Origin of the sequence: Cognatiluteimonas telluris (assembly GCF_011320095.1) — a bacterium.
Lineage (GTDB): Bacteria > Pseudomonadota > Gammaproteobacteria > Xanthomonadales > Xanthomonadaceae > Cognatiluteimonas > Cognatiluteimonas telluris.
This window is the reverse complement of the sequence record NZ_JAANOY010000031.1, coordinates 1-22,655: the sequence shown is the minus strand read 5'-3', so window position 1 is coordinate 22,655 and position 22,655 is coordinate 1. Positions and strand designations below refer to the sequence as shown.

At 70.3% G+C, this 22,655-nt stretch carries 24 protein-coding genes; 12 read left to right on the top strand and 12 right to left on the bottom strand.

What is annotated here, in order from left to right:
• Positions 1 to 612: ATP-binding protein (locus G7B67_RS11485; RefSeq protein ID WP_166212498.1), on the bottom strand; the 612-nt coding region annotated here is incomplete at its 3' end.
• Between the two features lie 9 nt (positions 613 to 621).
• Complete coding sequence (gene ubiK, locus G7B67_RS11480) at positions 622 to 912, bottom strand: ubiquinone biosynthesis accessory factor UbiK (RefSeq protein WP_243412353.1); 291 nt, start codon at positions 910 to 912, stop codon at positions 622 to 624.
• Between the two features lie 179 nt (positions 913 to 1,091).
• Here ubiK and G7B67_RS11475 point away from each other — a divergent pair, with 179 nt between their 5' ends.
• Entirely contained in the window at positions 1,092 to 1,430 is a 339-nt protein-coding gene (locus G7B67_RS11475; protein WP_166212495.1) for a P-II family nitrogen regulator, read from the top strand.
• Between the two features lie 15 nt (positions 1,431 to 1,445).
• Here G7B67_RS11475 and G7B67_RS11470 read toward each other — a convergent pair whose 3' ends face one another.
• The 3 genes from G7B67_RS11470 to speE all read right to left on the bottom strand — a co-directional run bounded on the left by G7B67_RS11470 (position 1,446) and on the right by speE (position 5,062).
• Positions 1,446 to 2,192 (bottom strand): phosphatase PAP2 family protein, encoded by a 747-nt coding sequence (locus G7B67_RS11470; RefSeq protein ID WP_166212492.1) that lies wholly within the window; start codon positions 2,190 to 2,192, stop codon positions 1,446 to 1,448.
• Entirely contained in the window at positions 2,189 to 4,090 is a 1,902-nt protein-coding gene (locus tag G7B67_RS11465; protein ID WP_166212489.1) for a diguanylate cyclase, read from the bottom strand. Before G7B67_RS11465 ends, G7B67_RS11470 begins: the two co-directional genes overlap by 4 nt.
• A 114-nt stretch (positions 4,091 to 4,204) precedes the next feature.
• The gene (gene speE, locus G7B67_RS11460) at positions 4,205 to 5,062 is read right to left on the bottom strand and encodes a polyamine aminopropyltransferase (protein ID WP_166212487.1); all 858 of its coding nucleotides are present in this window, start codon (positions 5,060 to 5,062) and stop codon (positions 4,205 to 4,207) included.
• 179 nt (positions 5,063 to 5,241) lie between these two features.
• Here speE and speA point away from each other — a divergent pair, with 179 nt between their 5' ends.
• The 4 genes from speA to G7B67_RS11440 all read left to right on the top strand — a co-directional run bounded on the left by speA (position 5,242) and on the right by G7B67_RS11440 (position 9,237).
• The gene (gene speA / locus G7B67_RS11455; protein ID WP_166212485.1) at positions 5,242 to 7,161 is read left to right on the top strand and encodes an arginine decarboxylase; all 1,920 of its coding nucleotides are present in this window, start codon (positions 5,242 to 5,244) and stop codon (positions 7,159 to 7,161) included.
• Positions 7,158 to 7,427, top strand: coding sequence for a YciI family protein (locus G7B67_RS11450; protein ID WP_166212483.1), 270 nt, complete (start codon positions 7,158 to 7,160; stop codon positions 7,425 to 7,427). Before speA ends, G7B67_RS11450 begins: the two co-directional genes overlap by 4 nt.
• A gap of 68 nt (positions 7,428 to 7,495) precedes the next feature.
• Positions 7,496 to 8,872, top strand: a complete 1,377-nt coding sequence (locus G7B67_RS11445; RefSeq protein ID WP_166212481.1) for a PQQ-dependent sugar dehydrogenase — start codon at positions 7,496 to 7,498, stop codon at positions 8,870 to 8,872.
• Between the two features lie 2 nt (positions 8,873 to 8,874).
• Positions 8,875 to 9,237 carry a DUF3247 family protein gene (locus tag G7B67_RS11440; RefSeq protein WP_166212479.1) on the top strand — a complete coding sequence of 121 codons (363 nt, stop codon included), beginning with the start codon at positions 8,875 to 8,877 and terminating at the stop codon, positions 9,235 to 9,237.
• A gap of 37 nt (positions 9,238 to 9,274) precedes the next feature.
• Here the strand turns inward: G7B67_RS11440 and G7B67_RS11435 are convergent, their stop codons facing one another.
• Positions 9,275 to 9,553, bottom strand: coding sequence for a hypothetical protein (locus tag G7B67_RS11435; protein ID WP_166212477.1), 279 nt, complete (start codon positions 9,551 to 9,553; stop codon positions 9,275 to 9,277).
• A 139-nt stretch (positions 9,554 to 9,692) separates the two neighbouring features.
• On the opposite strand from G7B67_RS11435, the gene G7B67_RS11430 reads away from it, so the two are divergent.
• Positions 9,693 to 10,769 carry a class I SAM-dependent methyltransferase gene (locus G7B67_RS11430; protein WP_166212475.1) on the top strand — a complete coding sequence of 359 codons (1,077 nt, stop codon included), beginning with the start codon at positions 9,693 to 9,695 and terminating at the stop codon, positions 10,767 to 10,769.
• The gene (locus G7B67_RS11425) at positions 10,766 to 11,470 is read left to right on the top strand and encodes a pseudouridine synthase (protein WP_166212473.1); all 705 of its coding nucleotides are present in this window, start codon (positions 10,766 to 10,768) and stop codon (positions 11,468 to 11,470) included. The genes G7B67_RS11430 and G7B67_RS11425 overlap by 4 nt, the downstream gene beginning before the upstream one ends.
• Positions 11,471 to 11,577: 107 nt before the next feature.
• Here the strand turns inward: G7B67_RS11425 and G7B67_RS11420 are convergent, their stop codons facing one another.
• Positions 11,578 to 12,135, bottom strand: a complete 558-nt coding sequence (locus G7B67_RS11420; protein ID WP_166212471.1) for a DUF1415 domain-containing protein — start codon at positions 12,133 to 12,135, stop codon at positions 11,578 to 11,580.
• Between the two features lie 10 nt (positions 12,136 to 12,145).
• The gene (locus G7B67_RS11415) at positions 12,146 to 12,628 is read right to left on the bottom strand and encodes a YajQ family cyclic di-GMP-binding protein (protein WP_166212469.1); all 483 of its coding nucleotides are present in this window, start codon (positions 12,626 to 12,628) and stop codon (positions 12,146 to 12,148) included.
• Positions 12,629 to 12,846: 218 nt separating this feature from the next.
• Between G7B67_RS11415 and G7B67_RS11410 the strand changes: the two genes are divergently transcribed.
• The gene (locus G7B67_RS11410) at positions 12,847 to 13,704 is read left to right on the top strand and encodes a DMT family transporter (RefSeq protein WP_166212501.1); all 858 of its coding nucleotides are present in this window, start codon (positions 12,847 to 12,849) and stop codon (positions 13,702 to 13,704) included.
• 64 nt (positions 13,705 to 13,768) lie between these two features.
• Positions 13,769 to 14,608, top strand: coding sequence for a hypothetical protein (locus tag G7B67_RS11405; protein ID WP_166212467.1), 840 nt, complete (start codon positions 13,769 to 13,771; stop codon positions 14,606 to 14,608).
• A gap of 10 nt (positions 14,609 to 14,618) precedes the next feature.
• Here G7B67_RS11405 and G7B67_RS11400 read toward each other — a convergent pair whose 3' ends face one another.
• Positions 14,619 to 15,383 carry a DNA-formamidopyrimidine glycosylase family protein gene (locus G7B67_RS11400; protein ID WP_166212466.1) on the bottom strand — a complete coding sequence of 255 codons (765 nt, stop codon included), beginning with the start codon at positions 15,381 to 15,383 and terminating at the stop codon, positions 14,619 to 14,621.
• Positions 15,384 to 15,459: 76 nt separating this feature from the next.
• Entirely contained in the window at positions 15,460 to 16,236 is a 777-nt protein-coding gene (locus G7B67_RS11395; RefSeq protein ID WP_166212464.1) for an SDR family oxidoreductase, read from the bottom strand.
• A gap of 107 nt (positions 16,237 to 16,343) precedes the next feature.
• Between G7B67_RS11395 and G7B67_RS11390 the strand changes: the two genes are divergently transcribed.
• Positions 16,344 to 16,550, top strand: coding sequence for a hypothetical protein (locus G7B67_RS11390; protein WP_243412352.1), 207 nt, complete (start codon positions 16,344 to 16,346; stop codon positions 16,548 to 16,550).
• Positions 16,551 to 16,700: 150 nt separating this feature from the next.
• On the opposite strand, the gene sppA is transcribed toward G7B67_RS11390, so the two are convergent.
• Together sppA and G7B67_RS11380 are read right to left on the bottom strand one after the other, a co-directional pair.
• Positions 16,701 to 18,584 (bottom strand): signal peptide peptidase SppA, encoded by a 1,884-nt coding sequence (gene sppA, locus G7B67_RS11385; RefSeq protein WP_166212460.1) that lies wholly within the window; start codon positions 18,582 to 18,584, stop codon positions 16,701 to 16,703.
• A gap of 111 nt (positions 18,585 to 18,695) precedes the next feature.
• Complete coding sequence (locus G7B67_RS11380; RefSeq protein WP_166212458.1) at positions 18,696 to 20,078, bottom strand: MATE family efflux transporter; 1,383 nt, start codon at positions 20,076 to 20,078, stop codon at positions 18,696 to 18,698.
• Between the two features lie 102 nt (positions 20,079 to 20,180).
• Between G7B67_RS11380 and G7B67_RS11375 the strand changes: the two genes are divergently transcribed.
• Both G7B67_RS11375 and G7B67_RS11370 read left to right on the top strand, forming a co-directional pair.
• Positions 20,181 to 21,434 carry a DUF3667 domain-containing protein gene (locus tag G7B67_RS11375; protein WP_166212456.1) on the top strand — a complete coding sequence of 418 codons (1,254 nt, stop codon included), beginning with the start codon at positions 20,181 to 20,183 and terminating at the stop codon, positions 21,432 to 21,434.
• 625 nt (positions 21,435 to 22,059) lie between these two features.
• A partial coding sequence (locus G7B67_RS11370) for a primosomal protein N' family DNA-binding protein (RefSeq protein WP_484482028.1) occupies positions 22,060 to 22,655 on the top strand: 596 nt, incomplete at its 3' end.

The following is a 22,655-nucleotide window of genomic DNA, read 5'->3' as shown; positions in this document are numbered from 1 at the left end:
CACCTCGAGGGCACGGCGCGCGTGCGCCTGGCCGCGCACGTCGCGCATGTCCGGGCCCGCCGGCGCCCGCGTCGGTGCGGCGATGGCGCCGGGCAGCGCCCTGCGGCCCTCCAGCGCGGCACACACTTCGAGCAGGGTGCGCGCGGTGCTCGCCTCCAGCTGGCGGGCGAGCGCGGCCTCGGGGCCATTACCCAGCGGCACGATCAGCTTGCGGCCGGCACGAGCGGCCGCGAGCGCGGCCGGCAGTACCCCGTCGACCGCGCGCAACTCCCCGGTCAGGCCGAGCTCGCCGAGGAACTCGTACTCGTGCAGCGCATCGAGCGGCACCTGGCCACTGGCGGCGAGGATGCCCAGCGCGATCGCTAGGTCGAAGCGGCCGCCGTCCTTGGGCAGGTCCGCGGGCGCCAGGTTGATGGTGATGACGCGCGCGGGGAACTCGAACTGCGCGCAGTGGATGGCCGCGCGCACGCGATCCTTGGCTTCGCGCACCGCCGCCTCCGGCAGGCCGACGATCGACATCCGTGGCAGGCCGCCGGACAGGTGGACCTCCACCCGCACCGCGGGGGCGTGCACGCCGGCGCGCGCACGGCTGTGCACGAGCGCGAGTCCCATCGCGCGTGATCAGGCCGAGGCGTTGCCGGCGTCGCGGCGTGCCTGCGCCGCTTCGAGCTTGTCGACCGCGCGCTGCAGTTCATTGAGCTTGTCGCGGGTGCGCAGCAGCACGGCGCGCTGCACATCGAACTCCTCGCGGGTCACCAGGTCGAGCTTGGCCAGTCCCGTCTGCAGCACCGACTTGAAGTTCTGCTGCAGCTCGTCGCGGCCTTCGCGCACGCTGCCGGGAACCAGGCTGCTGAGCCGGCGGGCGAGGGCATCGATGTGAGCGAGGTCGATCGGCATGTGTGCGGCATTCATTGCAATGGCGTCCTCTGCATGGGCCTCCAGCTTGGCCGCATCCAGGGAGCCGCGCCGTCGGCGCAGGCCGCGCCGGGCTGTCGGGAAATTCCGACCCATGGTGCCACAGCCCGCGTCGCCGCCCCGTGCGCGGCGGGCGTGGCGGTATGCTGCGCGGCAGGCGACAACGGGTGCAGGCGATGAAGATGGTCATGGCGGTGATCAAGCCGTTCAAGCTCGACGACGTCCGCGAAGCCTTGTCCGACGCGGGCGTGGCCGGCATCACCGTCACCGAGGTCAAGGGATTCGGGCGCCAGAAGGGCCATACCGAGCTCTACCGCGGCGCCGAATACGTGGTCGACTTCCTGCCCAAGATCAAGCTCGAGGTCGCGGTCACCGACGAGCAGGCCGACGCCGTGGTCGAGGCGATCATGCAGGCCGCCGGCACCGGCAAGATCGGCGACGGCAAGATCTTCGTCTGGGACCTGGAGCGCGTGCTGCGCATCCGCACCGGCGAACTCGACGGCGACGCGCTGTAGCGCATTCCCGCGAGCTCAGCGGCCGCTCGCCGGTTCGCTCGGCGGCGCGCCTTCGCGCCAGGCCCCGGTCGCTGCGTGCGCCAACAGCACCACCGCCCAGCTGATCCACAGCGACCACAACGTGTGCGAGAGGAAATGCGCACCGCGCATCTGCTGCACCCAGCCCATGGCCAGCGCGAACGCAAACAGCGCCACGCCGGCGGCAAAGGCAAGCCGCTTGCGCTCCGGGAACCAAAGCAACGCGAACGCCAGCGTCCACGAAGCCGTCGTGACGAAGCCCGCCGGGAAGCAGCGCCCGCCGCGCAGGCCCGCGGGCACCGGAGAGAACAGGTCGAAATAAGGCGCGTAGCCCCCGAAGCTGGTGACATCCCAGGGACAGTGCATCGCACTGTCCCGGCGCAGCAGCGCGACCACGGTGGGCACCAGTACCGAACTCAGGGCGACTGTCCACCAGCGCCGGCGATGGGTGGCGAGAAACCCCGACCGCGCCGGCCAGCGCCACCGCGTGAGCGCGACGGCCCAGACCGCGACGCCAAGCAGCAGCAGGGCGTACTTCAGGTAGCGATGGACGAGGTACTTGCTGACCCAGGCATAGCGCCACGGGAACGCGTGGTTCACCGCATCGTAGTAGGGCGCGGCCAGTTGCAGGTCGAGCCGGGTCAGGTGGAAGACGACCCCCAGTGCGAACGCGGCCAGCGCCAGCGCCACCGCATTCCACAGGTAGAACGACCGCGCCCGCGCGCCCACTCCCGCATGCTTCAAGCTTCCACCTCGATCCGATCGCGACCGGCGGATTTTGCCCGGTACAACGCGCGATCGACACGGCCCAGCAGGGTGCCCAGGTCATCCTCGGCGCGCAGCTCGGTCAGCCCGAGGCTGATGGTCACCGGGCCCTGGCCCGGCACGTCGGTCAGGTCCAGGCCGGTGCTGGCCGCGCGCAGCCGCTGGGCGATCGGCAGCGCCTGGTCCAGGCGCGTGTCGGGCAGGACCACCAGGAACTCCTCGCCACCTGTGCGCCCGAGCAGGTCGCCATGCCGCAGCACGCCCTGGCACGCATGCGCCAGCCGGATCAGCACCTGGTCCCCGACCAGGTGGCCGTGGGCATCGTTGACCTGCTTGAAGTGGTCGATGTCGAAGGTGACGATCGTCAACGGCAGGCTGCGCGCGCGCGCCTGTGCCACCGCCTGCGCGCCGAAGCGCTCGATGTGGCGGCGGTTGGCGACGCCAGTCAGCGGATCGGTCGATGCCAGCATGTGCAGGTTGCGCGCACGCGCGAACTGGCGCATCACCAGCCCCACCAGCAGGGCCACCAGCAGGCTGCCCAACGCGATCGCCGTCCATTGCCAGCGCCGCGCTTCCAGCAGCGTGTCGAACTGGCTGTCGCGCAGCGCCTTTTCGGCGAGCAACCGTCGGTTCTCGGTGTCGCGGCGCGCGCTGTCGAACTGGAACCGCAGCACTTCGGCCTGCTGCGCGCGGTTGGTCGAATCGATCGTCCGGTCGACCGCGATGTAGCGCTTGAGGTCCGAGAGCGCCCCGTCCAGCTGCCCCAGCGCTTCTTCCGAACGCGCCCGGGCCTGGTACAGCATCGCCTGGTAGCGAAGGTTGCCGTTGCGCTCGACCGCCGCGGCCGAACGCTGGTATTGCGCCAGCGCCTGCGCGTGGTGTCCCAGGCCGGCCAGGGCCTGTCCACGGCGCAGGCCGATCATGTCCTGGTTGGACTGGTCGCCGACCGCCTTGAACTCCGCCTGCGCGCGGTCGAGCAAGCCCAGCGCGCGTGAGTAATCGCCCTTGAGGATCGCCGGATAGGCCATCGCCAGGTGCGCGCTGGCCACACCATAGGGATCGGATTGCTTGCGCGAGATTTCCAGCGCGCGTTCGTACAGCGCGACCGCATCACTCGCGCGTCCGGTGTCCTCGTACAGGTAGCCCTGCTGCATCAGGGTCGACCCCAGTCCGCCCCAGTCGCCGATGCGTTCGGCATAGGCGGCGCTCTGCTGGAAGTAATCCAGCGCGCGATCGGTGTCGCCCAGGCGCCGGTAGGCGATGGCGAGGTTGAGCAGGTTGGATTCGGCATCGATCGGATGCCCGGTTTTTTCGTACAGCCGCTGGGCGACGAGGAAATCGCGGATCGCGTGGCCCTGTTGCCCGAGCAGCGATTGCATGCCGCCGCTGGCGACCAGGCCGTCGGCGACCAGGCGTTCGTCCTCGATCTTCCCGGCCAGCGCGATAGCGGCGTCGTAATCGGCCTTGGCACTGAGCGGCGTGTCGATTTCCTCGCGCGCACCGCCGCGGCAGAACAGAAAACGCACCTGGGCGTCGATGTCGCCGGCCGCGCGCGCCTCGCGCAGGCCCGCTTCGGCGGCCGCGAGTTGCCCCTTGGGGTCGCGGTCGAAACCCCAGTTGCAGCGCAATGCGCGCGCCTGCCGCCCGCGCCTGGCATCGCCGGGGGGAAGCAACCGCTCCAGGTCCTGCAGGCGCTGCTCCACCTGGTGGGTCGCCAGGCTCCACAGCTCGGTATCGTCCAGCCGCTTGTACAGCGCATCGAACTGCCGGGCGCGATCCCCGGCGGCGTCCGTTCGCGTCGCATCGCCCGCGGTCGCCAGGCCGACGCCGGTCAGCAGCAACAAAGCAACCGCAAACAGCTGGCGCGTTGGTCGCAAGGGTCCCCCTGCCGGCTGGCCCCCTGCCGCCGACGACCCTATTGTTCACCAGCCCGGCCGCCGGTGCAGGCCGCCGGTCGGAAACGTGACGCCGGTCGCAGCTTGCCGTGCCGGCTAGTCGCCCAGCGACTGGGCCATGAACGGCGGCATCGCAAGTGCGGCGGCGTGGATGTCGGCACTGTAGTAGCGGCTGGCAAAGACCTTCGCGCGCGCATCGCCGACGCGGTAATCGAAGGCGCCCGCCCCCGCGTGCTTGCGCGCCAGCGTGCACGACCACCAGCCGGTCGGATAGCACGGTTGCGGGAACGTCAGGGTGCGAAACGCGGCGAAGCCGGCCTTGCCCATCTCGGTACGCATCGCGCGGATCAGGTCCAGCAGCACCAGCGGCGACTCGGACTGCTGCACCAGGATGCCGTCGTCCTTCAACGCCGCGAAGCAGCTGGCATAGAACGCCTGGTTGAACAGGCCTTCGGCCGGGCCCACGGGATCGGTGGAGTCGACGATGACGATGTCCAGGCTGGCCGGTGCGCAGTTGGCCATGTAGGCGATGCCGTCGTCGAACAGCAGTTGCGCGCGCGCATCGCCGTTGGCGTCGCACAGTTCCGGGAACCATTTCTCGGCCATGCGCGTGACCTGCTCGTCGATGTCGCACTGCACCGCGCGCTCGACGCCCGGATGCTTGAGCACCTCGCGCAGGGTGCCGCAGTCGCCGCCACCGATGATCACCACCTGCCTGGGATCCGGGTGCGTGAACAGCGCCGGGTGCGACATCATCTCGTGGTAGAGGAAGTTGTCGCGCGTGGTGAGCATCACCGCGCCATCGATCAGCATCAGGTTGCCCCAGTCGGTGGTCTCGAAGATCTCGATCTTCTGGAACGGCGACTGCACCTCGTCGAGCTTGCGGGTGATGCGATAGCCGATCGCCGAACCGGCGGGTTCGAAGTTCTCGTAGTGCCAGCGGGTATCGGTCATCGCGGGTGCCTTGCGCCGTCACCCGTCAGATGCGGATGCGGCGACGTGGGTTGTCGACGGTCAAGACGCCCGATCCCCTGGAGGCGGGGAACGCGGGTCTCGCGTGGGGCGCGGATTGTAGCGAACCGCTCACCACGGCGACGTTAGAATGCGTGCCCATCGCTGTCCGGACGCGTCCAATGGCCGACTGGTCGCTCGACCAAGCCCGCAAGACCTACTCGATCCCGCACTGGTCCGAAGGCTACTTCGACCTCGATGCCGGTGGCCGGGTGGTGGTGCGGCCGCGTGGCGCGCAGGGCCCGTCGATCGCGCTGGCCGAGGTGGTCGACGCCGCCCGCGCGCAGGGCGCGCGGCTGCCGCTGCTGCTGCGCTTCACCGACATCCTCGGCGACCGCCTGCGCACGCTGCAGTCGGCCTTCGCCCAGGCGCAGTCCGACTGGGACTACGCCGGCGGCTACACCGCGGTGTATCCGATCAAGGTCAACCAGCATCGCGGCGTCGCCGGCACGCTGGCATCGCACGCGGGCGAGGGCTTCGGACTGGAGGCGGGCAGCAAGCCCGAGCTGATGGCGGTGCTCGCGCTGTCGCGCCCGGGCGGGCTGATCGTCTGCAATGGCTACAAGGACCGCGAGTACATCCGGCTGGCATTGATCGGCCGCAAGCTCGGGCTGGACACCTTCATCGTCATCGAGAAGCCGTCCGAGCTGCCGCTGGTGCTGGAGGAGGCGCGCAAGCTCGGCGTCGCGCCGGGCATCGGCGTGCGCATGCGGCTGGCGTCGCTGGGCGCCGGCAAATGGCAGAACAGCGGCGGCGACAAGGCGAAGTTCGGATTGTCGCCGCGCCAGCTGCTCGACCTGTGGAAGCAGCTGCGCGAGGCCGGCATGACCGACGCGCTGGGGCTGCTGCATTTCCACATGGGCTCGCAGATCTCCAACGTGCGCGACATCGCCAACGGCATGCGCGAGGCGGTGCGCTACCTGGTCGAACTGTCGGGCCTGGGCGCGAAGGTGCGCTACATGGATGTCGGCGGCGGCCTGGGCATCGACTACGAAGGCACGCGATCGCGCAGCTACTGCTCGATCAACTACGGTGTGAACCAGTACGCCTCCAGCATCGTGCAGCCGCTGGCCGAAGCCTGCGAACAGCACGGGCTCACGCCGCCGCGCATCGTCACCGAATGCGGCCGCGCGATGACCGCGCACCACGCGGTACTGGTGGCCAACGTCGCCGAAGTCGAGCAGGCGCCCGAAGGCCGCGTGCCGCCGGCGCACGCCGACGAGCCGATGGTCATCCGCCACCTGCGCGAGGTGCACGACGAACTCGACGCGCGCCCGGCGGTGGAGCTCTTCCACGAGGCCCAGCACCACCACAGCGAAGGCCTGTCGCTGTACGCGCTGGGGCAGATCGACCTCACCCACCGTGCCCGCATCGACGACCTGTTCTATGCGATCGCCCACGCCGTGCGCGCGCGGCTGGACGTGCGCGACCGCAGCCACCGCGAACTGCTGGACGAACTCAACCAGCGCCTGGTGGACAAGTACTTCGTCAATTTCAGCGTGTTCGAGTCGATGCCCGACGTGTGGGCGATCGACCAGGTGTTCCCGATCGTGCCGATCGAGCGGCTGGACGAGCGCCCGCAGCGGCGTGGCGTGATCGCCGACATGACCTGCGACTCCGACGGCAAGATCGATGCCTACGTCGAGAACGAAGGCCTGGACAGCTCGCTGCCGCTGCACGCGCTGCGCGACGGCGAGAGCTACCGGATCGGCTTCTTCCTCGTCGGCGCGTACCAGGAAGTGCTGGGCGACATCCACAACCTGTTCGGCGACACCGATGCGGTCGAGGTGCGCGTCGAAGGCGACGGCTACGCGATCGCGCAGCGCAAGCACGGCGACACCACCGACGTGATGCTGGATTACGTCGGCTATTCGCTCGACGCCCTGCGCGCGGCGTATCGCGACAAGGTCGCGGCGGCGACGCTGCCGGCGGCCGAAGCCACGCGGCTCGGCGACGCGCTCGAAGCCGGCCTCACCGGCTACACCTACCTGGACGACATGCTCGCCGACGGCCACCGCGGGGAAACCCGCGTCGACGCATGACGCGCTACCTGGTGCTGACGCTGCGCCGGCCGCAGTTCGATCCGTCCGTGATCCCGGACCACTACGCCCACCTGGCGCTCCTGCGCGAGCAGGGACGGCTGGAACTGGCCGGGCCGTTCACCGATCGCACGGGAGGCGCGTATGTCCTGCGCGCCGACGACCTGGATGCGGCGCAGGCGATCGCGCATGGCGATCCCCTGCATGCCACCGGCGCCTCGGAGGTGCGGGTCTACGAATGGGCTGCCACCGCCTGCGCGACCCGCTGACTGGCGGTCCAGCCTGGGAGCCGGTCGCGTCGCGGGGCGCTCACGGTCGCGATGGCAGGCTGCCGGCGATGCTTACGGACCCGCCGCCGAGTACGCCATCCCCGCGCCTTGCGCGCACGAGCCTGCGGCTGGCGGCGCTCCTGCTGGTGCTGGTGGCGACCAGCGGGTGCGGCGAGAGCGCAACGCTGTCGGTGCGCCAGGGCAGCGGTCCCAGTCCGCAGTTGCCGCCGCCGGTCGACACCCTCTTTCCCACCGTCCACATCGCGCCGGCGCGCGGCTGGCCCGCCGGCGCGATGCCGACGCCGGCGGCAGGCCTGGCGGTGAATGCCTTCGCCACCGGCCTGGCGCACCCGCGCTGGCTGTACGTGCTGCCCGACGGCGACGTGCTGGTGGCCGAGACCGACGCCCCGCCCAAGCCGGAAGACGGCAAGGGCATCAGGGGTTGGGTGATGCGGCTGCTGATGAAACGCGCCGGCTCCGGCCAGCCCAGCCCCAACCGCATCGTGCTGCTGCGCGACGGCGATGGCGATGGCGTCGCCGAAACCCGCAGCGTGCTGCTGCAGGGATTGCATTCGCCGTTCGGGATGGCACTGGTGGGCCAGCGCCTGTACATCGCCGATACCGATGCCGTGGTCAGCGTGCCCTATCGAGACGGCGACACCACGATTAGCGCGACACCGGCGACGCTGGCGCCGCTGCCGGCCGGACCGATCAACCACCACTGGACCAAGAGCCTGGTCGCCAGCGCCGATGGCCGCTTCCTGTACGCCGGGATCGGCTCCAACAGCAACGTCGGCGACAACGGCCTGGCCGCCGAAGCCGGGCGCGCGGCGATCTACCAGATCGACGTCGCCAGCGGTCATGCGCGCGAATTCGCCACCGGCCTGCGCAATCCGGTCGGCATGGATTTCCAGCCCGACAGCGGCGCGTTGTGGGTCGTCGTCAACGAACGCGACGCGCTCGGCAGCGACCTCGTCCCCGACTACATGACCGCGGTCCACGACGGCGGTTTCTACGGCTGGCCGTGGAGTTACTACGGCCAGCACATCGACGTGCGCCCGCAGCCGCGCCGCCCGGATCTGGTGGCGCGCGCGCTGGTGCCCGACTACGCACTCGGGCCGCACACCGCATCGCTGGGATTGGTGTTCTACGACGGCGTGTTGCTGCCGGCGCCGTACCGCCACGGCGCATTCGTCGGCCAGCACGGCTCGTGGAACCGGCGCCCGCGCAGCGGCTACAAGGTGATCTTCGTGCCGTTCACCCAGGGCAGGCCCAGTGGCCCGGCGCAGGACGTGCTGACCGGCTTCCTCGATGCCGGTGGCCACGCGCTCGGGCGCCCGGTCGGGCTGGCGGTCGCGCGCGACGGCGCGCTGCTGGTGGCCGACGATGTCGGCGGCCGCGTCTGGCGCGTCACCCCTGCCGCCACGTCGATCCAGGAGAAGTAAGCATGGCCCGCGTCGCACCCCGCGTTTACGTCGCCGCCGCCGACATCGCCGCGCTGGAGGCGACCGGCCTGCAGCTGCTTTCCAACGAGCGCGTGCAGCTCCTGCTCGAAGACGGCACGCAGGTGCACGGCGTGGTCGAAACCATGCCCGGGATGCAGGCGTTCTTCGACCCCGCGGGACGCGAGGGCATGAACGCCCTGCTGCGGCTGGAAGGCTTCCTCGCCGATGGCCGCCCGCACCCGGACGGCGTCTACGACATCTGGCTGGACCAGATCCGCGCCGTCACGCGGCTGCCGAACCCGTCGCCGCCGCAACCCTCGACCCGCGCGCATCCCGCCGATCCCAACGCCCCGACGCCGCAATGAGCGCGCGGCGGCGCGCCGACGCCGCGCAATCCGCCGATTACATCGGTGCCGGTGGCGGGGCCGGGATGGCGTCGAAGCGGCGCGCGTAGTCGCGTTCCGCGGCGATGCGCTCGACTTCGGCGTCGGCCATGTCGGGCGCGGCGTACACCGCGTACGCGATATCGGCCTGGTGGTCGTCGCGCGGATGGAGGCCGACGTGGTGCAGGCGATAACGCGCCTGGCCACCGCCTTCATCGGGATAGCGTGCCGGCGGCAGGCGGCGATCCATGTCCAGCTCGCTGTTGTCGACCGTGCCGCCCACGAACAATGCGCGCATGTGCTTCTCCTGGATCCGCGTTGGCGCCCAGCCTGCGCGCGGCGCCGTGTGCGCAGGGTCAAGCAGCTGCACGCGCTGCAGGAGCGCGCGCGCCGCGCCCCGTAGAATGGCGCGATGCCCGCACGCTGCGACACCTCCGATGGCGGTTGACGGCGATCCCGCGCTGGAGACCCTGCTGCAGCCGTTCGCCGACGGCACGCTGGCATGGCCGGCCGCGGGCGCGTTGTTCCTGCGCGCGCGCGATGGCTGGCCACTGCATCGGCAGGCGCGGCCGGAACTGGTGTGCGAGACCGGCTTCAAACCCGACTTCGACCAGTTGCAGCGCAGCGGCCTGGCGGTACGGGTGGAAGGCGATGCCAGTGCCGCCGCGGACGACGACGCGCGCCATCCACTGGTGCTGCTACTGCCGCCCCGCCAGCGCGAGCAGGCGCGGGCGCTGTTCGCGCGCGCGATCGCGGCCACCGCGCCGGGCGGGGTGGTGCTCGCATGCATGGCCAACGACGAGGGCGCGAAGTCCGGCCAGTCGGATCTTGCGCAATTGGCGGGCCCGCTGCAGTCGCTGTCCAAACGCCATTGCCGCGCGTTCTGGAGCGCGCCGCTGCACGGTGCAATCGATCCGGCGCTGGCCGCGCAATGGCGGGCGGCCGATGCGCCGCGCGCGATCGCCGATGGCCGATTCCTCAGCCGTCCAGGCGTGTTCGCGTGGGATCGCATCGATGCCGCATCCGCGCTGCTGGCCGCGCACCTGCCGCTGGACCTCGCCGGACGGGTCGCCGATCTCGGCGCCGGCTACGGCTATCTCTCCAGCGAGGTGCTGGCCCGCTGTCCGGGCGTGAGTGCGCTGGACCTCTACGAAGCCGATGCGCGCGCACTCGCGCTGGCGCGCACCAACCTCGCCGCGCAGGCCGCGCGCGCCACGCTCGGCTTCCACTGGCACGACGTCGCCAGCGGCCTGCCGCAGCGTTACGACGCGATCGTCAGCAATCCGCCGTTCCACGCCCAGGGCCGCGACAGCCGCCCGGACCTGGGGCGCGCGTTCATCACCGCCGCCGCCGATGCCCTGCGCGACGGTGGGCGCCTGCTGCTGGTCGCCAATCGCCACCTGGCCTACGAACAGGTGCTCGACGCCCGCTTCGCCGACGTGCGCGTGCTGGCGCAGCAGGCGGGCTTCAAGGTCATCGCGGCGACGCTCGCACGCGGCACGCAATCGCCATGAAACTGGTCAAGACCCTCGCCAACCTCGGCTACGGCAGCCGCAAGCAGGTCGCGAATCTGTTCCGCGAAGGCCGCATCACCGACGCCGCCGGCGAGGTGCTCTACGCGGACGACAGCGTCGCCCACGCCGACGTGCGCGTCGATGGCGAGCCGCTGGACCCGCCGCAGCCGCTGACGCTGCTGCTGCACAAACCGCTGGGCGTGACCTGCTCCACCCGCGACCCGGGCCGGGTGGTGTACGACCTGCTGCCGCCGCGCTTCCGCCTGCGCGCGCCGCTGTTGTCGACGGTGGGGCGGCTGGACCGCGACACCAGCGGGCTGTTGCTGCTGACCGACGACGGCGCGCTGCTGCACCGGATCGTGTCGCCGAAATCGAAGCTGGCGAAAACCTACGAGGCGACGCTGGCGCAGGAGCTGCGCGGCGACGAGGCCGCGGTGTTCGCCAGCGGCACGCTGCTGCTCGAGTCGGAGACCACGCCGCTGGCGCCGGCGAAGCTCGAGGTCGTCGACGCGCGCCATGCGCGGCTGGTGTTGACCGAAGGCCGCTACCACCAGGCGCGGCGGATGTTCGCGGCGGTGGGCAACCATGTCGAGGCGCTGCACCGCAGCCGCGTCGGCGGGCTTACGCTCGGCGACCTCGCCCCCGGCCAGTGGCGCGCGCTGGACGCGCACGACCTGGACACGCTCTTCTCCCAGTCTTAGCGCGTCGTCGGCAACGCCTTCCGCAGGAGCGGCTTCAGCCGCGAGATCCTGGTTTGTCGACCAAGCATGTCGGAGGAAACCGCGAAAGCCCGCGGCTCAAGCCGCTCCTACGCCAGCAATGCGCGCCAGCCGTTCTTGCCCAGCGCGCGCAGCGTGGCGATGTTGCGCTCGACGATCGCATCGGGATCCGGGAACGCCTCCACCGCGCGCGACACGCTGTCCTCGCGCAACAGGTGCAAGGTCGGGTAGGGCGCGCGGTTGGTGAAATTCTCGACATCGTCCGGCGCGCTGCCCGCGAACTGGTAGTCCGGGTGGAAGCTCGCCACCTGCAGCACGCCATCGAGCTCCAGCGATTCCACCAGTGCGTCGGCGCTGTCGAGGAAGTCGTTGTAGTCGAGGAAATCGCCGAGCACCCGCGGATGCACGATCAGCGTGGTGTCGGTCGTCGCCGCCGGCGTGTCGCGCAGGTGCAGCAGCTCCCCGCCCAGCTGTTCGAGCAGCGCCGCGGTCGTGGTCGCTTCGCTCAGCACCCAGCGCACCTGGCCCTTGGCCTGCACCGCCTTGGCGAAGGGGCACAGGTTCAGGCCGATCACCGCGCGCTCGAGCCAGCGCTGCGACTCGCCGATCGGGTCGCGCCCGGATCCGGCGCCAGCGTCGTCGCTCATGCGGGCGCCATCAATCGCGGAAGTTGTCGAACTGCAGCGGCCGCTCGAAGTCCTGCGCGCGCAGCAGCGCCATCGCCGCCTGCAGGTCGTCGCGCTTCTTGCCGCTCACGCGCAGCTTGTCGCCGTTGATCTGGGTCTCGACCTTGAGCTTGGCATCCTTGAGCAGGCCCTGCAGTTTCTTCGCCAGCTCGCGTTCGATGCCCTGCTTGACGGTGATCGTCTGCCTGGCGCCGGCCAGGTTGGTGGCGATGTCGCCGAACTCCAGGCAGCGCGCATCGATCTTCCGCGCCACCAGCCGCGCGCGCAGGATGTCGGTCATCTGTTGCAGCTGGAATTCGCTCGGCGCCGATTGCGTGATCGCGTTGTCGTCGCGCTCGAAATGCGCCTCCACGCCCTTGAAGTCGAAGCGGGTGGACAGCTCGCGGTTGGCCTGGTCGATGGCGTTGGTCAGTTCGTGGGTGTCGACTTCCGACACGATGTCGAAGGAAGGCATGGCGGTCGCGGTGCGGACGGGCGCGCAGGGTACCGCAGGCGACGGGGCCGTTGCGCGATGTCAGGCCGCGGGCAGTGCGTCAGCCCCTTGCCGGATCGCCGCCGTGCAGGCAGCGTGGCGGCTCGCCACCAGGCCCGCCGATGGTCCATCCCGCCACCCCGCAATCCAGTGCACCCACGCGCCCGCGCAAGCCCCATCGCGTCCGCGCGATGCTGACCATGCTCGCGGCGGTGGCGGTGTTCTCGTTGATGGATGCCGGCCTGAAGCGGCTGTCGACGCACTACCCGCCGTTCGAAGTCGCCACCCTGCGCGCGGCGTCGTCGCTGCCGCTGGTGCTGGCCTGGGCGCTGGCGACCAGCGGCCTGCGCCCGCTGCTGCGCGTGCGCTGGTCGCTGCACCTGCTGCGCGGCGTGCTCGGGGTGGCGATGATGGGCAGCTTCGTCTACGCGCTGCAGAGCCTGCCGTTGTCGACCGCGTATTCGATCTTCTTCGTCGCGCCGCTGCTGATCACCGCGTTGTCGGTGCCATTCCTGGGCGAGCACGTCGGCCCCCGGCGCTGGGCGGCGATCTTCGTCGGCCTGCTCGGGGTGGTGGTGCTGCTGCGCCCCAGCGGCGATGGCATGCTCAGCCTGGCCGCGCTTGCCGTGCTACTGGCGGCCTTGATGTACGCGATCACCGCGATCACCGTGCAGCTGCTCGCGCGCACCGACAGCACCCAGGCGATGATGGTGTGGATCATGGTGATGATGGCGGTCGGTGCGAGCCTGCTCGCCTGGCCGCAGTGGGTCCCGATCCGCTCGAGCGACGTGCTGGTGATCTGCGGCATCGGCGTGGCCGGCGCACTGGGGCAATACGCGATCACCGAAGCCTTCCGCCTCGGCGAGGCCTCGCTGATGGCGCCACTGGAATACACCGCGCTGGTCTGGGGCGTGCTGCTCGATGCCACCGTGTGGGGCGTGCTGCCGGACGCCGTCACCTGGGCCGGCGCGGCGATCATCATCGGCAGCGGCCTGTACCTGCTGCACCGCGAGCGCCTGCGGGCACCGGCAGCGACCCCCTGCCCCCCGCCAAGCTGAATGCGCTGACCGCCGGGGCTGGGGTTTCGCGTTCTCCCGGGGACGACCACCAGGGAAAACCTCCATGCGCACGCCATCTCGCTCGTTCGTCCTGCTCGTTGCCGCCGTCGGCCTGACCACGTTGCTGGTGCATGCCGCGCAACGCCCGTCGCAACGGACGGAATCCGCCGAGCCGGTCTCCACCGACCTGCCGCAGACCCCGCAGCAGCGCCGGCTGTCGGCGCATGCCGCGCTCAAGGTCGCCGTGCCGCGGACCGGCACGATGGTCACCGACGACGAGGTCGGCGACAGCGATTCGTTCGGGCGCAACGTCACCTGGCTGGGCGTCACCAGCGCCTTCATCAACCTCGGGTCACCCTGCGATCCGGCCGACGCCACGCCGTGCCAGGATTTGCTGCCGTCCGGCTCCCTGACCATGTTCGAGTTCAACGACGCCGCGAGCCTCAGCCTGCCGGCAAAGGCCAGCCATTCGCTGCTCTGCTACTGGTTCTCGCCGGTGCTCAGCGTGCAGTACGACAATCCCGGCCCCAGCCCGGTCGTGGCGCGACTGACGTATTCGCCGACGCTCACCGTGGAAAACCCCGTGCTCGCCGACCCGGCGTTGATCGACCCCACCACCGGCGTCGCCTTCAACGGCAGCCTGCTGACGTCGATGACGTCCTCCGAGCACATCGAGGTCCCGCTTGCTGCCGGCATGCAGCTGTTCCAGCGCACGCGCACGTCCACGGTGTGCATGGCGGGGCTGCTCAGTCACAAGGCGCTGGTCGAGACCTACGGCCTGACCGCCACGCAGGCCGACGATTTCTTCAAGAGCCCGACCAAGATCCGCCTCAACGTGTCCGGTAGCAGCCGCTACGTCTCGGCGGCAAGTTTCGTCTTCGGGTTGCGCGTGGTCGGCGACTGAGCGCGGGGGTTCACGCCGGCGACGGCGGGTAACGCTTCTGGCAGGCTTCGCAGAAGAACGCCCGCCGCTGTGCGCGTCCCAGGTGCTTGCGGTAGCTCAGGCGGTTGCCGTCGCGCGGGCAGATCGTCTTCGTATGCACCTGGTAGTGCTTCCTGAGCACGAAGGCCTTCTTCCAAGCCAGGAAGTCGAAGCTGTATTCGCGCGCCTGGGCGATCAGCTCGGCGCGCTTGCGCGGCGGCAGCGCGCCGACGGTGCTTTCCGGGTGCACGCGGATGCGCCAGAGTACCTCGTTCTTGATGATGTTGCCGACGCCGGCAAAGATGTCCTGGTCCAGGAGTGCATCGGCGGCAATCATGTCCGGGTCGGCCTTGAGCTTGCGCCGCGCCTGCACCGGATCCCAGGCATCGGCCATCACGTCGCCGCTCCAGTCGTAGACGTCATCCAGGTCGCCTTCGATGAACTTCACCGAGCAGGCGTAGAGGTTCAGCACCCCGTTGTCGAACCTCAGGCTCACACGCGGCACGGCGATCTTGCCGTCGCGACCGACCTTGTCCTGGTCGATGGTGTAGCGGCCGAAGAGCATGAAGTGCACTTTCATGGTGAAGCCGTCGAAGCGCACCAGGAAATGCTTGCCCCAGTTGCAGAACGCGCGCACCCGCTGGCCCCGCATGCGCGCGATGTCCTGGCGGCTGTTGCCCGACACCTGGCGCACGACCTTGCCGGCGAACTTCGCCGCCTCCTCCTTGAGGATGACGATGGTCGGACCCTCGGGCATGCGCGCAGGCTAGCGATCGCGCGGGCGAGGCGTCGTGAATGCGCTGCGGTCGGACCGGCGCTGGTGAATGCGCGCGCTAAAAGCCGTATTGCAGGAAGCCGCCGTCCACCGCGATGCATTCGCCGGTCACGTACGCCGCCGCCGGCAGGCACAGGAAGGCGACCGCCGCGGCGACTTCCTCCGGTTCGCCGACGCGGCCCAACGGCGTGCGCAGCAGCACTTCGTCCAGGTAATCCGGATCGGCCAGCGCATCGGACGTGCGCCGGGTGCGGATGTACCAGGGCGCCACCGCGTTGACGCGCACGCCGTCCTCGGCCCATTCGACCGCCAGGTTGCGGGTGAGCTGGTGCAGCGCCGCCTTCGCCATGCCGTAGGGCGCGCCGGTGCGCACGTGGGTCAATCCCGACACGCTGCCGACGTTGACGATGCTCGAGGCGGCATGCCTGGTCAGCAGCGGATGCGCATAGCGCGACAACTCGAACGCGGAGAACAGGTTGACCTCGAAGATCTCGCGCCATTCGTCCTCGGTGTAATCCACCGCGGCGCGGCGACGGTTGCCGCCGGCGTTGTTGACCAGGATGTTGAGGCCCTCGCCGCGATCCTCGATCCAGTCGAGGATCTCGCGCCGCTGCTCGTCGTCGGCGACGTCGGCGACCAGCGCATGCACGTTGCCTTCGGGTACTTCGTCGGCGAGTTCGTCGCGGGTGCGCTCCAGCGCCGCGCCGTCGCGCGCGACCACCAGCACTTCGGCGCCGAAGCCGAGCAGCTCGCGCGCGATCGCGCGGCCGATGCCGGCGCTGCCGCCGGTCACCAGCGCCAGTTGCCCGTCCAGCCGCCAGCGATTGGGGTCCATTGCGATGCCTCGTCGGGGTCGGCGTAGCATAGCGCCGGGCTGCATCGGCCCGACCTGGGAGCGCCATGATGCGAACCTCGCGACGCATTCTCGTATTGCCTTCGGCGTTGGTCGCGCTGCTGCTCGCCGCTGCGTGCAGCAAGCCCGAGCCGCCTGACAAGGATCAGCCACCCGAGCCGCAGGCGGCCGCGCAGCACACGCAGTTGCGCGATGCGATCCAGGCGCCGATCGACCGCGCCAAGGCGGTGGGGCCTGCGGTGCAGGACGCCGCGCAGCAGCAACGCGACCAGATCGACGCCCAGACTGGCGGCTGAACGGGCGCAGGCCGCCCGCGACGCGCGCGTGGATCGGTCGCCCGGGCAAGCGCAGGGCACCCGGGACGCTTGCGAGCCGATGGCAATCCCGGGTGCGGGTTTGCCTTGCCCGGGCTACGGATCACGGAATACGGATCCCGATCTCGCACGTTACAGCCCGCAGAAGCAGTAGGCCATTGCCTTGGCCGGCGCGCCGCGACCGGATTTCAGCGCGGCGTCGATGAAGTGCAGGTCCGTGCGCGTCTGCGGCAGCGCATGCGCGAGCATGGCCTGCCCCAGGCTCGAATCCTGCAGCCACGCCGCCGCGACCCGGTTCTGCGCGAAACGGGTGAAGAAGCGCTCGAACGGCGTCGCCGCCTTCTCGATGTAACGCACCTGCCAGGCGTTGGATTTGCCGAGCTTGGCACGCGCCGCGGCATCGGCGATCGCATCCTCCAGGCCACCGAAGGTGTCGACCAGGCCGCGTTGCTTCGCCTCCGCACCGCTCCACACGCGGCCGCGCGCGATCGCGTCGATCTCCTCCACGCTGCGCCCGCGGGCCTTCGCGACGCGGCCGGTGAAGTCGCGGTAGCCCTTGTCGATCACCGACTGCACGATCCTGCCGACGTCGGGATCCAGCGGCCGGGTGATGTCGAAGGCGCCGGCGAAGCGCGTGGTGCCGACGCCGTCGGTATGTACGCCGATCTTCTCCAGCGTGCGCGGGATGGTCGGGATCAGGCCGAAGATGCCGATCGAGCCGGTGATCGTCGACGGATCGGCGTAGATGCGATCGGCATTCATGCTGATCCAGTAGCCACCGGACGCGGCGACGTCGCCCATCGACACCACCACCGGCTTGCCGGCGGCCTTGATCGCTTCGACCTGCCGCCGGATCTGCTCGGAGGCGAAGACTTCGCCGCCGGGCGAGTTCACCCGCAACACCACCGCCTTGACGTGGTCGTCGTCGCGCGCGTCGCGCAGCAGGTCCGACGTCGACTCGCCGCCGACGCTGCCCGGCGGCTGCTTGCCGCCGGCGATCTCGCCTTCGGCGACGACCACCGCAACCTGCGGCCGCTCGTCGAGTTGCAGGCCGCGATCCAGGTGCGCCAGGTAGGCGTCGAAGGACACTTCGCGAAAGCCATCGTCGGCGTTGTCGTCGGCGACGCCGCGTTTGGCCAGCAGGTCGTCGATGTCCTGCTCGGTCTTCAGGCCGTCCACCAGCTTGTGCTGCAACGCGTATTGCGCAAGATCGCCATGCGCGGCGTCGATGCCCTGCGGCAGGGTGTCGATGTTGTCGGCCAGCTGCTGCGCGGACACCTTGCGTACCCGCGCGATGTCGCCCAGGTAGCGCTGCCAGATGTCGTTCATCCAGTACAGGTCGGCTTCCTTGGACGCGGGCGAGGCGGCGTCCAGGATGTAGGGCTCGGCCGCGGACTTGTACTCGCCGACGCGGAACAGGTGCACGTCGACGCCGAGCTTGTCCTGCAGGCCTTCGCGGTAGTACTGGCGATAGCGCGCGAGGCCTTCCATTGTGAGCCCGCCCATCGGATCCAGGTACACCTCGTTGGCCTGCGCGGCGAGCAGGTACTGGTTCTGGTCGAAGTTCTCGCCGAAGGCCACCACCTGCTTGCCCGACGCGCGCAGGCGCGCGAGCGCGGCGGCGACTTCGCGGATCGAGGCATAGCCGGAGAACTGCAGCCGGTCGGTGCGCAGCAGCACGCGCTCGATGCGCTTGTCGTCCCGGGCCGCGTCGATCGCGCGCAGCAGGTCGCGCAGCTGCACTTCGCCTGCGCCGTCGTCGCCCAGCGTGCGCGACAGCGCGCGGCTGACCGGATCGGACGTGAACTGTTCGACCAGCCTGCCTTCCGGCGCGATCACCAGCGTGGTCCGCTGCAGCAGCGGGCGCCCGTGGCCGCCGCCGATCGCGGCCAGCAGCAGCACCAGCGCGAAGCCGAAGAACAGCAGGTTGAAAAACAGCCGCCGGGTGAAATTCATCGCCGCCCACAGGCCGACGAAAAAGCCGGCGATCGGGCCGCGGCGGCTGGGATCGTTCATCGAGAGCTACTCCGGAAGCGAGGCCTGGCGGGCGGCGCGGGGTGATGCGGGCGGCAAGATTAACCGGCGCGCAGGGTAGCCGGTGTGCAGCGTGGCTTCATCGGCCACAGGTCACGCCGGGCCCGGCAATGCGGCCTGCCGGCTGCTGCGCAGGAAGCGCGCGCACAGCAGGGCGGCGGCGACCGTGAGTCCGGCGATCAGTCCGATCCACATCCCGCGCGGGCCCCACGCCGTCGTGAAGCCGCCCAGGCCCAGCCCCAGCCCCGCGCCCAACGGCATGCCGATGCCCCAGTAGGCGAACGCGGCCAGGAACATCGGCATGCGGGTGTCCTTCAACCCGCGCAGCGCGCCGGCCGACAGTACCTGGATGCCGTCGGGAAACTGGAACGCGGCGGCGTACAGCAGCAGGGAGGCCGCCAGCGCGGCGACCGCCGCGTCGTGCGTGTACAGCGCGACCAGCGCGTGGCGGCCGAGCAGCAGCAGCGCCGCCGACAGTGCCTGGGTGCACAGCGCCAGGGCGTAGCCGGCGAACGCGGCACGGCGCACGCCGGCGCGGTCACCGCGCCCGAGCGCATGGCCCACGCGCACCGTGGTCGCCTCGGCCAGGCCGAGCGGGATCATGAAGCACAGGCTGGCGACGTTGATCGCGATCTGGTGCGCGGCCACCGGCACCGCGCCCAGGCGCCCGATCAGCAGCGCGGTCACGATGAACAGGCTGCCTTCCATGGCCACCGTCACCCCGATCGGCAGTCCGGTGGACAGCAGGCCGGCGATCGGTGCCCGTCGCGGTGCTTCGAAGCGTTCGAACAGCCGCAGGTCGGCGAAGCGTTTCGCCCGCGACAGGTACAGCGCGAATGCCAGCGCCTGCGCCCACATCATCACCGCCGAGGCGATGCCCAGGCCGCCGGCGCCGAGCGCGGGCAACCCGAGCACGCCGAACGTCAATGCGAAGCCCAGCGGCAGCAGCACCAGCAGGCCACCGAAGCCGAGCAGCATCGTCGGCAGCGTCCAGTGCAGGCCGTCGCTGAGGTAACGCATCGCCAGGTACAGCGTCAGCGCCGGCACGCCCCAGCGGATGCCGTGCAGGAAGTCGAGCGTGCCCGGCCGGATGGCGGCGGCGATGCCCATCGGCGCCAGCGCCACGCCGACGACGCTGAGGAAGACGAACAACGCCGCGCCGAGCAGCACCGCCAGCCACAGCGCCTGCCGGAACAACGCGCCGATCTCGTCACGGTGGCCGGCGCCGTCGAGTTGCGACACCGACGGCGGCAGCGACATCAGCGTGCCCATCGGGATCATCATCGGCAGCCAGAACAGCGCGGTGCCGACCGCGACCGATGCCAGCGTGGTGGTCGAGTGGTGGCCGGCGATGACGCTGTCGACGAAGCCGATCAGTCCGGTCGACAGGTGCCCCACCACCAGCGGTGCGGCGAGCACGGCGCTGCGGCGCACTTCGCGCGGCAGGGTGGTCGGGCTGGATGCGGCGGACGACATGCGGGGCCCATGGCGTCCGCGGCCGCGCCGGCGTTGGCGCTGGCGCCGGGTCGCGCAGACTGGCTATCTTAGCCAGCGCCGCGCGAACGCCAGGGATTTCGAATGACCACGCCTTCCCCTGACGACAACCCGGCGTCGCAGGTTTCCAATGGCGACACCGGCCTGTGCGGCGCACCGGCCGACCCGCATCCGGGCGCCGCTGCGACCGCGGTGCTGCCACCGACGACCGGCGCGGCCTGCCAGAACTGCGGCGCGCCGCTGCTTGGACCGCACTGCTATCGCTGCGGGCAGCCGGTCAATGGACTGGTGCGGCACTTCACCACCGTGCTGGGCGACTTCCTGGACAGCGTGCTCAACGTCGACGAGCGCGTGTTCCGCACCCTGTGGCCGCTGTTCGCCCGCCCCGCCTACCTGAGCTGCGAATACTTCGCCGGTCGCCGGGTGCGCTACGTCAGCCCGGTGCGGTTGTTCGTGTTCCTGAGCATCGTGACGTTCTTCATCGCGCGCCTGACCCTGAACCTGTCCGACCCAATGCAGTTCGGCGACAACGCGATCGACAGCGCCACCACCATCGCCCAGGTCGAGCAGCGTCGTGATGCCGCGATCGCGGCACTGGCCGCCGGACGCCTGGCGGAACGCGGGGTGCCGGCAGCGGACAAGGCGCAGGCCGCCCGGGTCGCTCGCGCCGACGCACACATGCGCGCGGCGCAGGACAAGATCCGCGCCAGCGCGCACAAGCGGATCGCCGCGCTCAGGGCCGCCGCCGCACGCGGCGAGCCGCCGCCGGCCAACGTGCCTGACATCACCTTCGGCGCAGGCAAGCCCTGGAACGAGAAAACCAATCCGTTGGTGCTCAATTGGCTTCCGCCCTTCGCCAACCACTGGGTCAACGCGCAGATCGGCCGCGCCAAGGCCAACGTCGCGCGGATGCAGGACGATCCGTCGCTGTTCAAGGACGCCTTCCTGAGCGCCATTCCCTCGACGCTGTTCGTGCTGATGCCGGTGTTCGCACTGATGCTCAAGCTGGCGTACCTGTTCAAGCGCCGGCTGTACATGGAGCACCTGATCGTCGCCCTGCACAGCCACGCCTTCCTGTGCCTGACGCTGCTGCTGGTCTTCCTCGCCACCACCGTGCGCGATGCGCTGGCACCCGGGTTCGTGCATGGGCTGCTGAGCGTGGTCGAGTTCCTGCTGTTCGCCTGGATGCCGCTGTACCTGCTGCTGATGCAGAAGCGCGTCTACCGCCAGGGCTGGCCGATGACGGTGGCCAAGTACTGCGTGCTGGGCATGAGCTACTTCATGCTGCTCTCCTTCGGCGCGGCCTTCACGATGCTCGCGAGCGTGGTCTGGGCGTAGCCGGAGGCGGCCGCTGCGATCGACGGCCTGGGGCCTGCCGGCGGCGGGCCTGGCGATGGTCCGCGCAGGGTGGGTGCATCGTCGCGTCCCGCGCGGCTGCCTCCAGGCGGACTCCGGTGTTTCGATCCACGCCGGGCGGCTGCCCGCCCCGGCCCCTGGCCGGAAACCGCCCGCCTCCGACCCGGGCCCCGCGGGAAGACCAGGCCCCGCAGCGCGCCGCCCCCAGGGCCGTCGACCGCCGGCCGCAACGGGCAAAAACCATGCCTGCCAGCAGGGCCTGCGTTTTGTGCCACACCGGTTGTGCACAGCAGCGCAAGTCCCGTGTCGACATCGCGTTCACCGGGATGGATACGCGCGGGGGGCGCGATGTTCCACGGCTAAGTGGTTGAAAACAAAGAATTTCACAGGTTTGATGATTTTTTCACCAAGCGGCGCTTGATGCTTGATGCGACGCACCTGCGGCGTCCTCTCGGCCCGCGATGCACAGACTTATCCACATCTTGTGTGGATAAGCCCAAAAACCGTTACCGCTCCGTTGCTTGCGCCTGTTTTGTCGGGTCGGTCACAGCTTGCACGGCTAACTGCCCAGTCCATGCCGGTGGGCGCTGCTCGCTAGACTGGCGCGATGCCCGTCCCCGCTCCCATTGCCGTCGCCCCCGGGACGGACGTCGACCAGGCGTGGCAGGTCGCGCTCCCCCTGCCGCTGCCGCGGCTGTTCGATTACGCCCCCGCCGAAGGCGTCAACCTGGCCGCCGTCGGCTGCCGTGTCCGGGTGCCGTTCGGGCCGCACCAGCGGGTTGGGGTGATCGCCGGCATCGGCCCGGTGTCGGCCGATGCGCCACCACTGCGTCCGGCCATCGCGCTGCTCGACCGCATGCCGCTGTTCCACGGCGAACTGCTGGCCTCGCTGCGCTGGCTGGCCCGCTACACCCACGCCAGCCTGGGAGACGTCTTCGAGACCGCACTCCCCGCCGCCCTGCGTCGCGGCGAAGCATTGCCCGATACCCGCGCATGGGCCTGGCAGCTCAGCGCCGAGGGCTCCGTCGCGCTGGAGCGCATGCGTCCCGGTGCGCCGCGACGGCTGGCCGAGCAACTCGCGGGCGGCCCCCGGGCCGAGGCGCAACTCGACGACGCCCTGCCGGGCTGGCGCGCGGCGGCTCGAACACTGGCGCGGCGCGGGCTGGCCGTCCGCAGCGCGCTGGCGGCGACGGCGATGCCGGC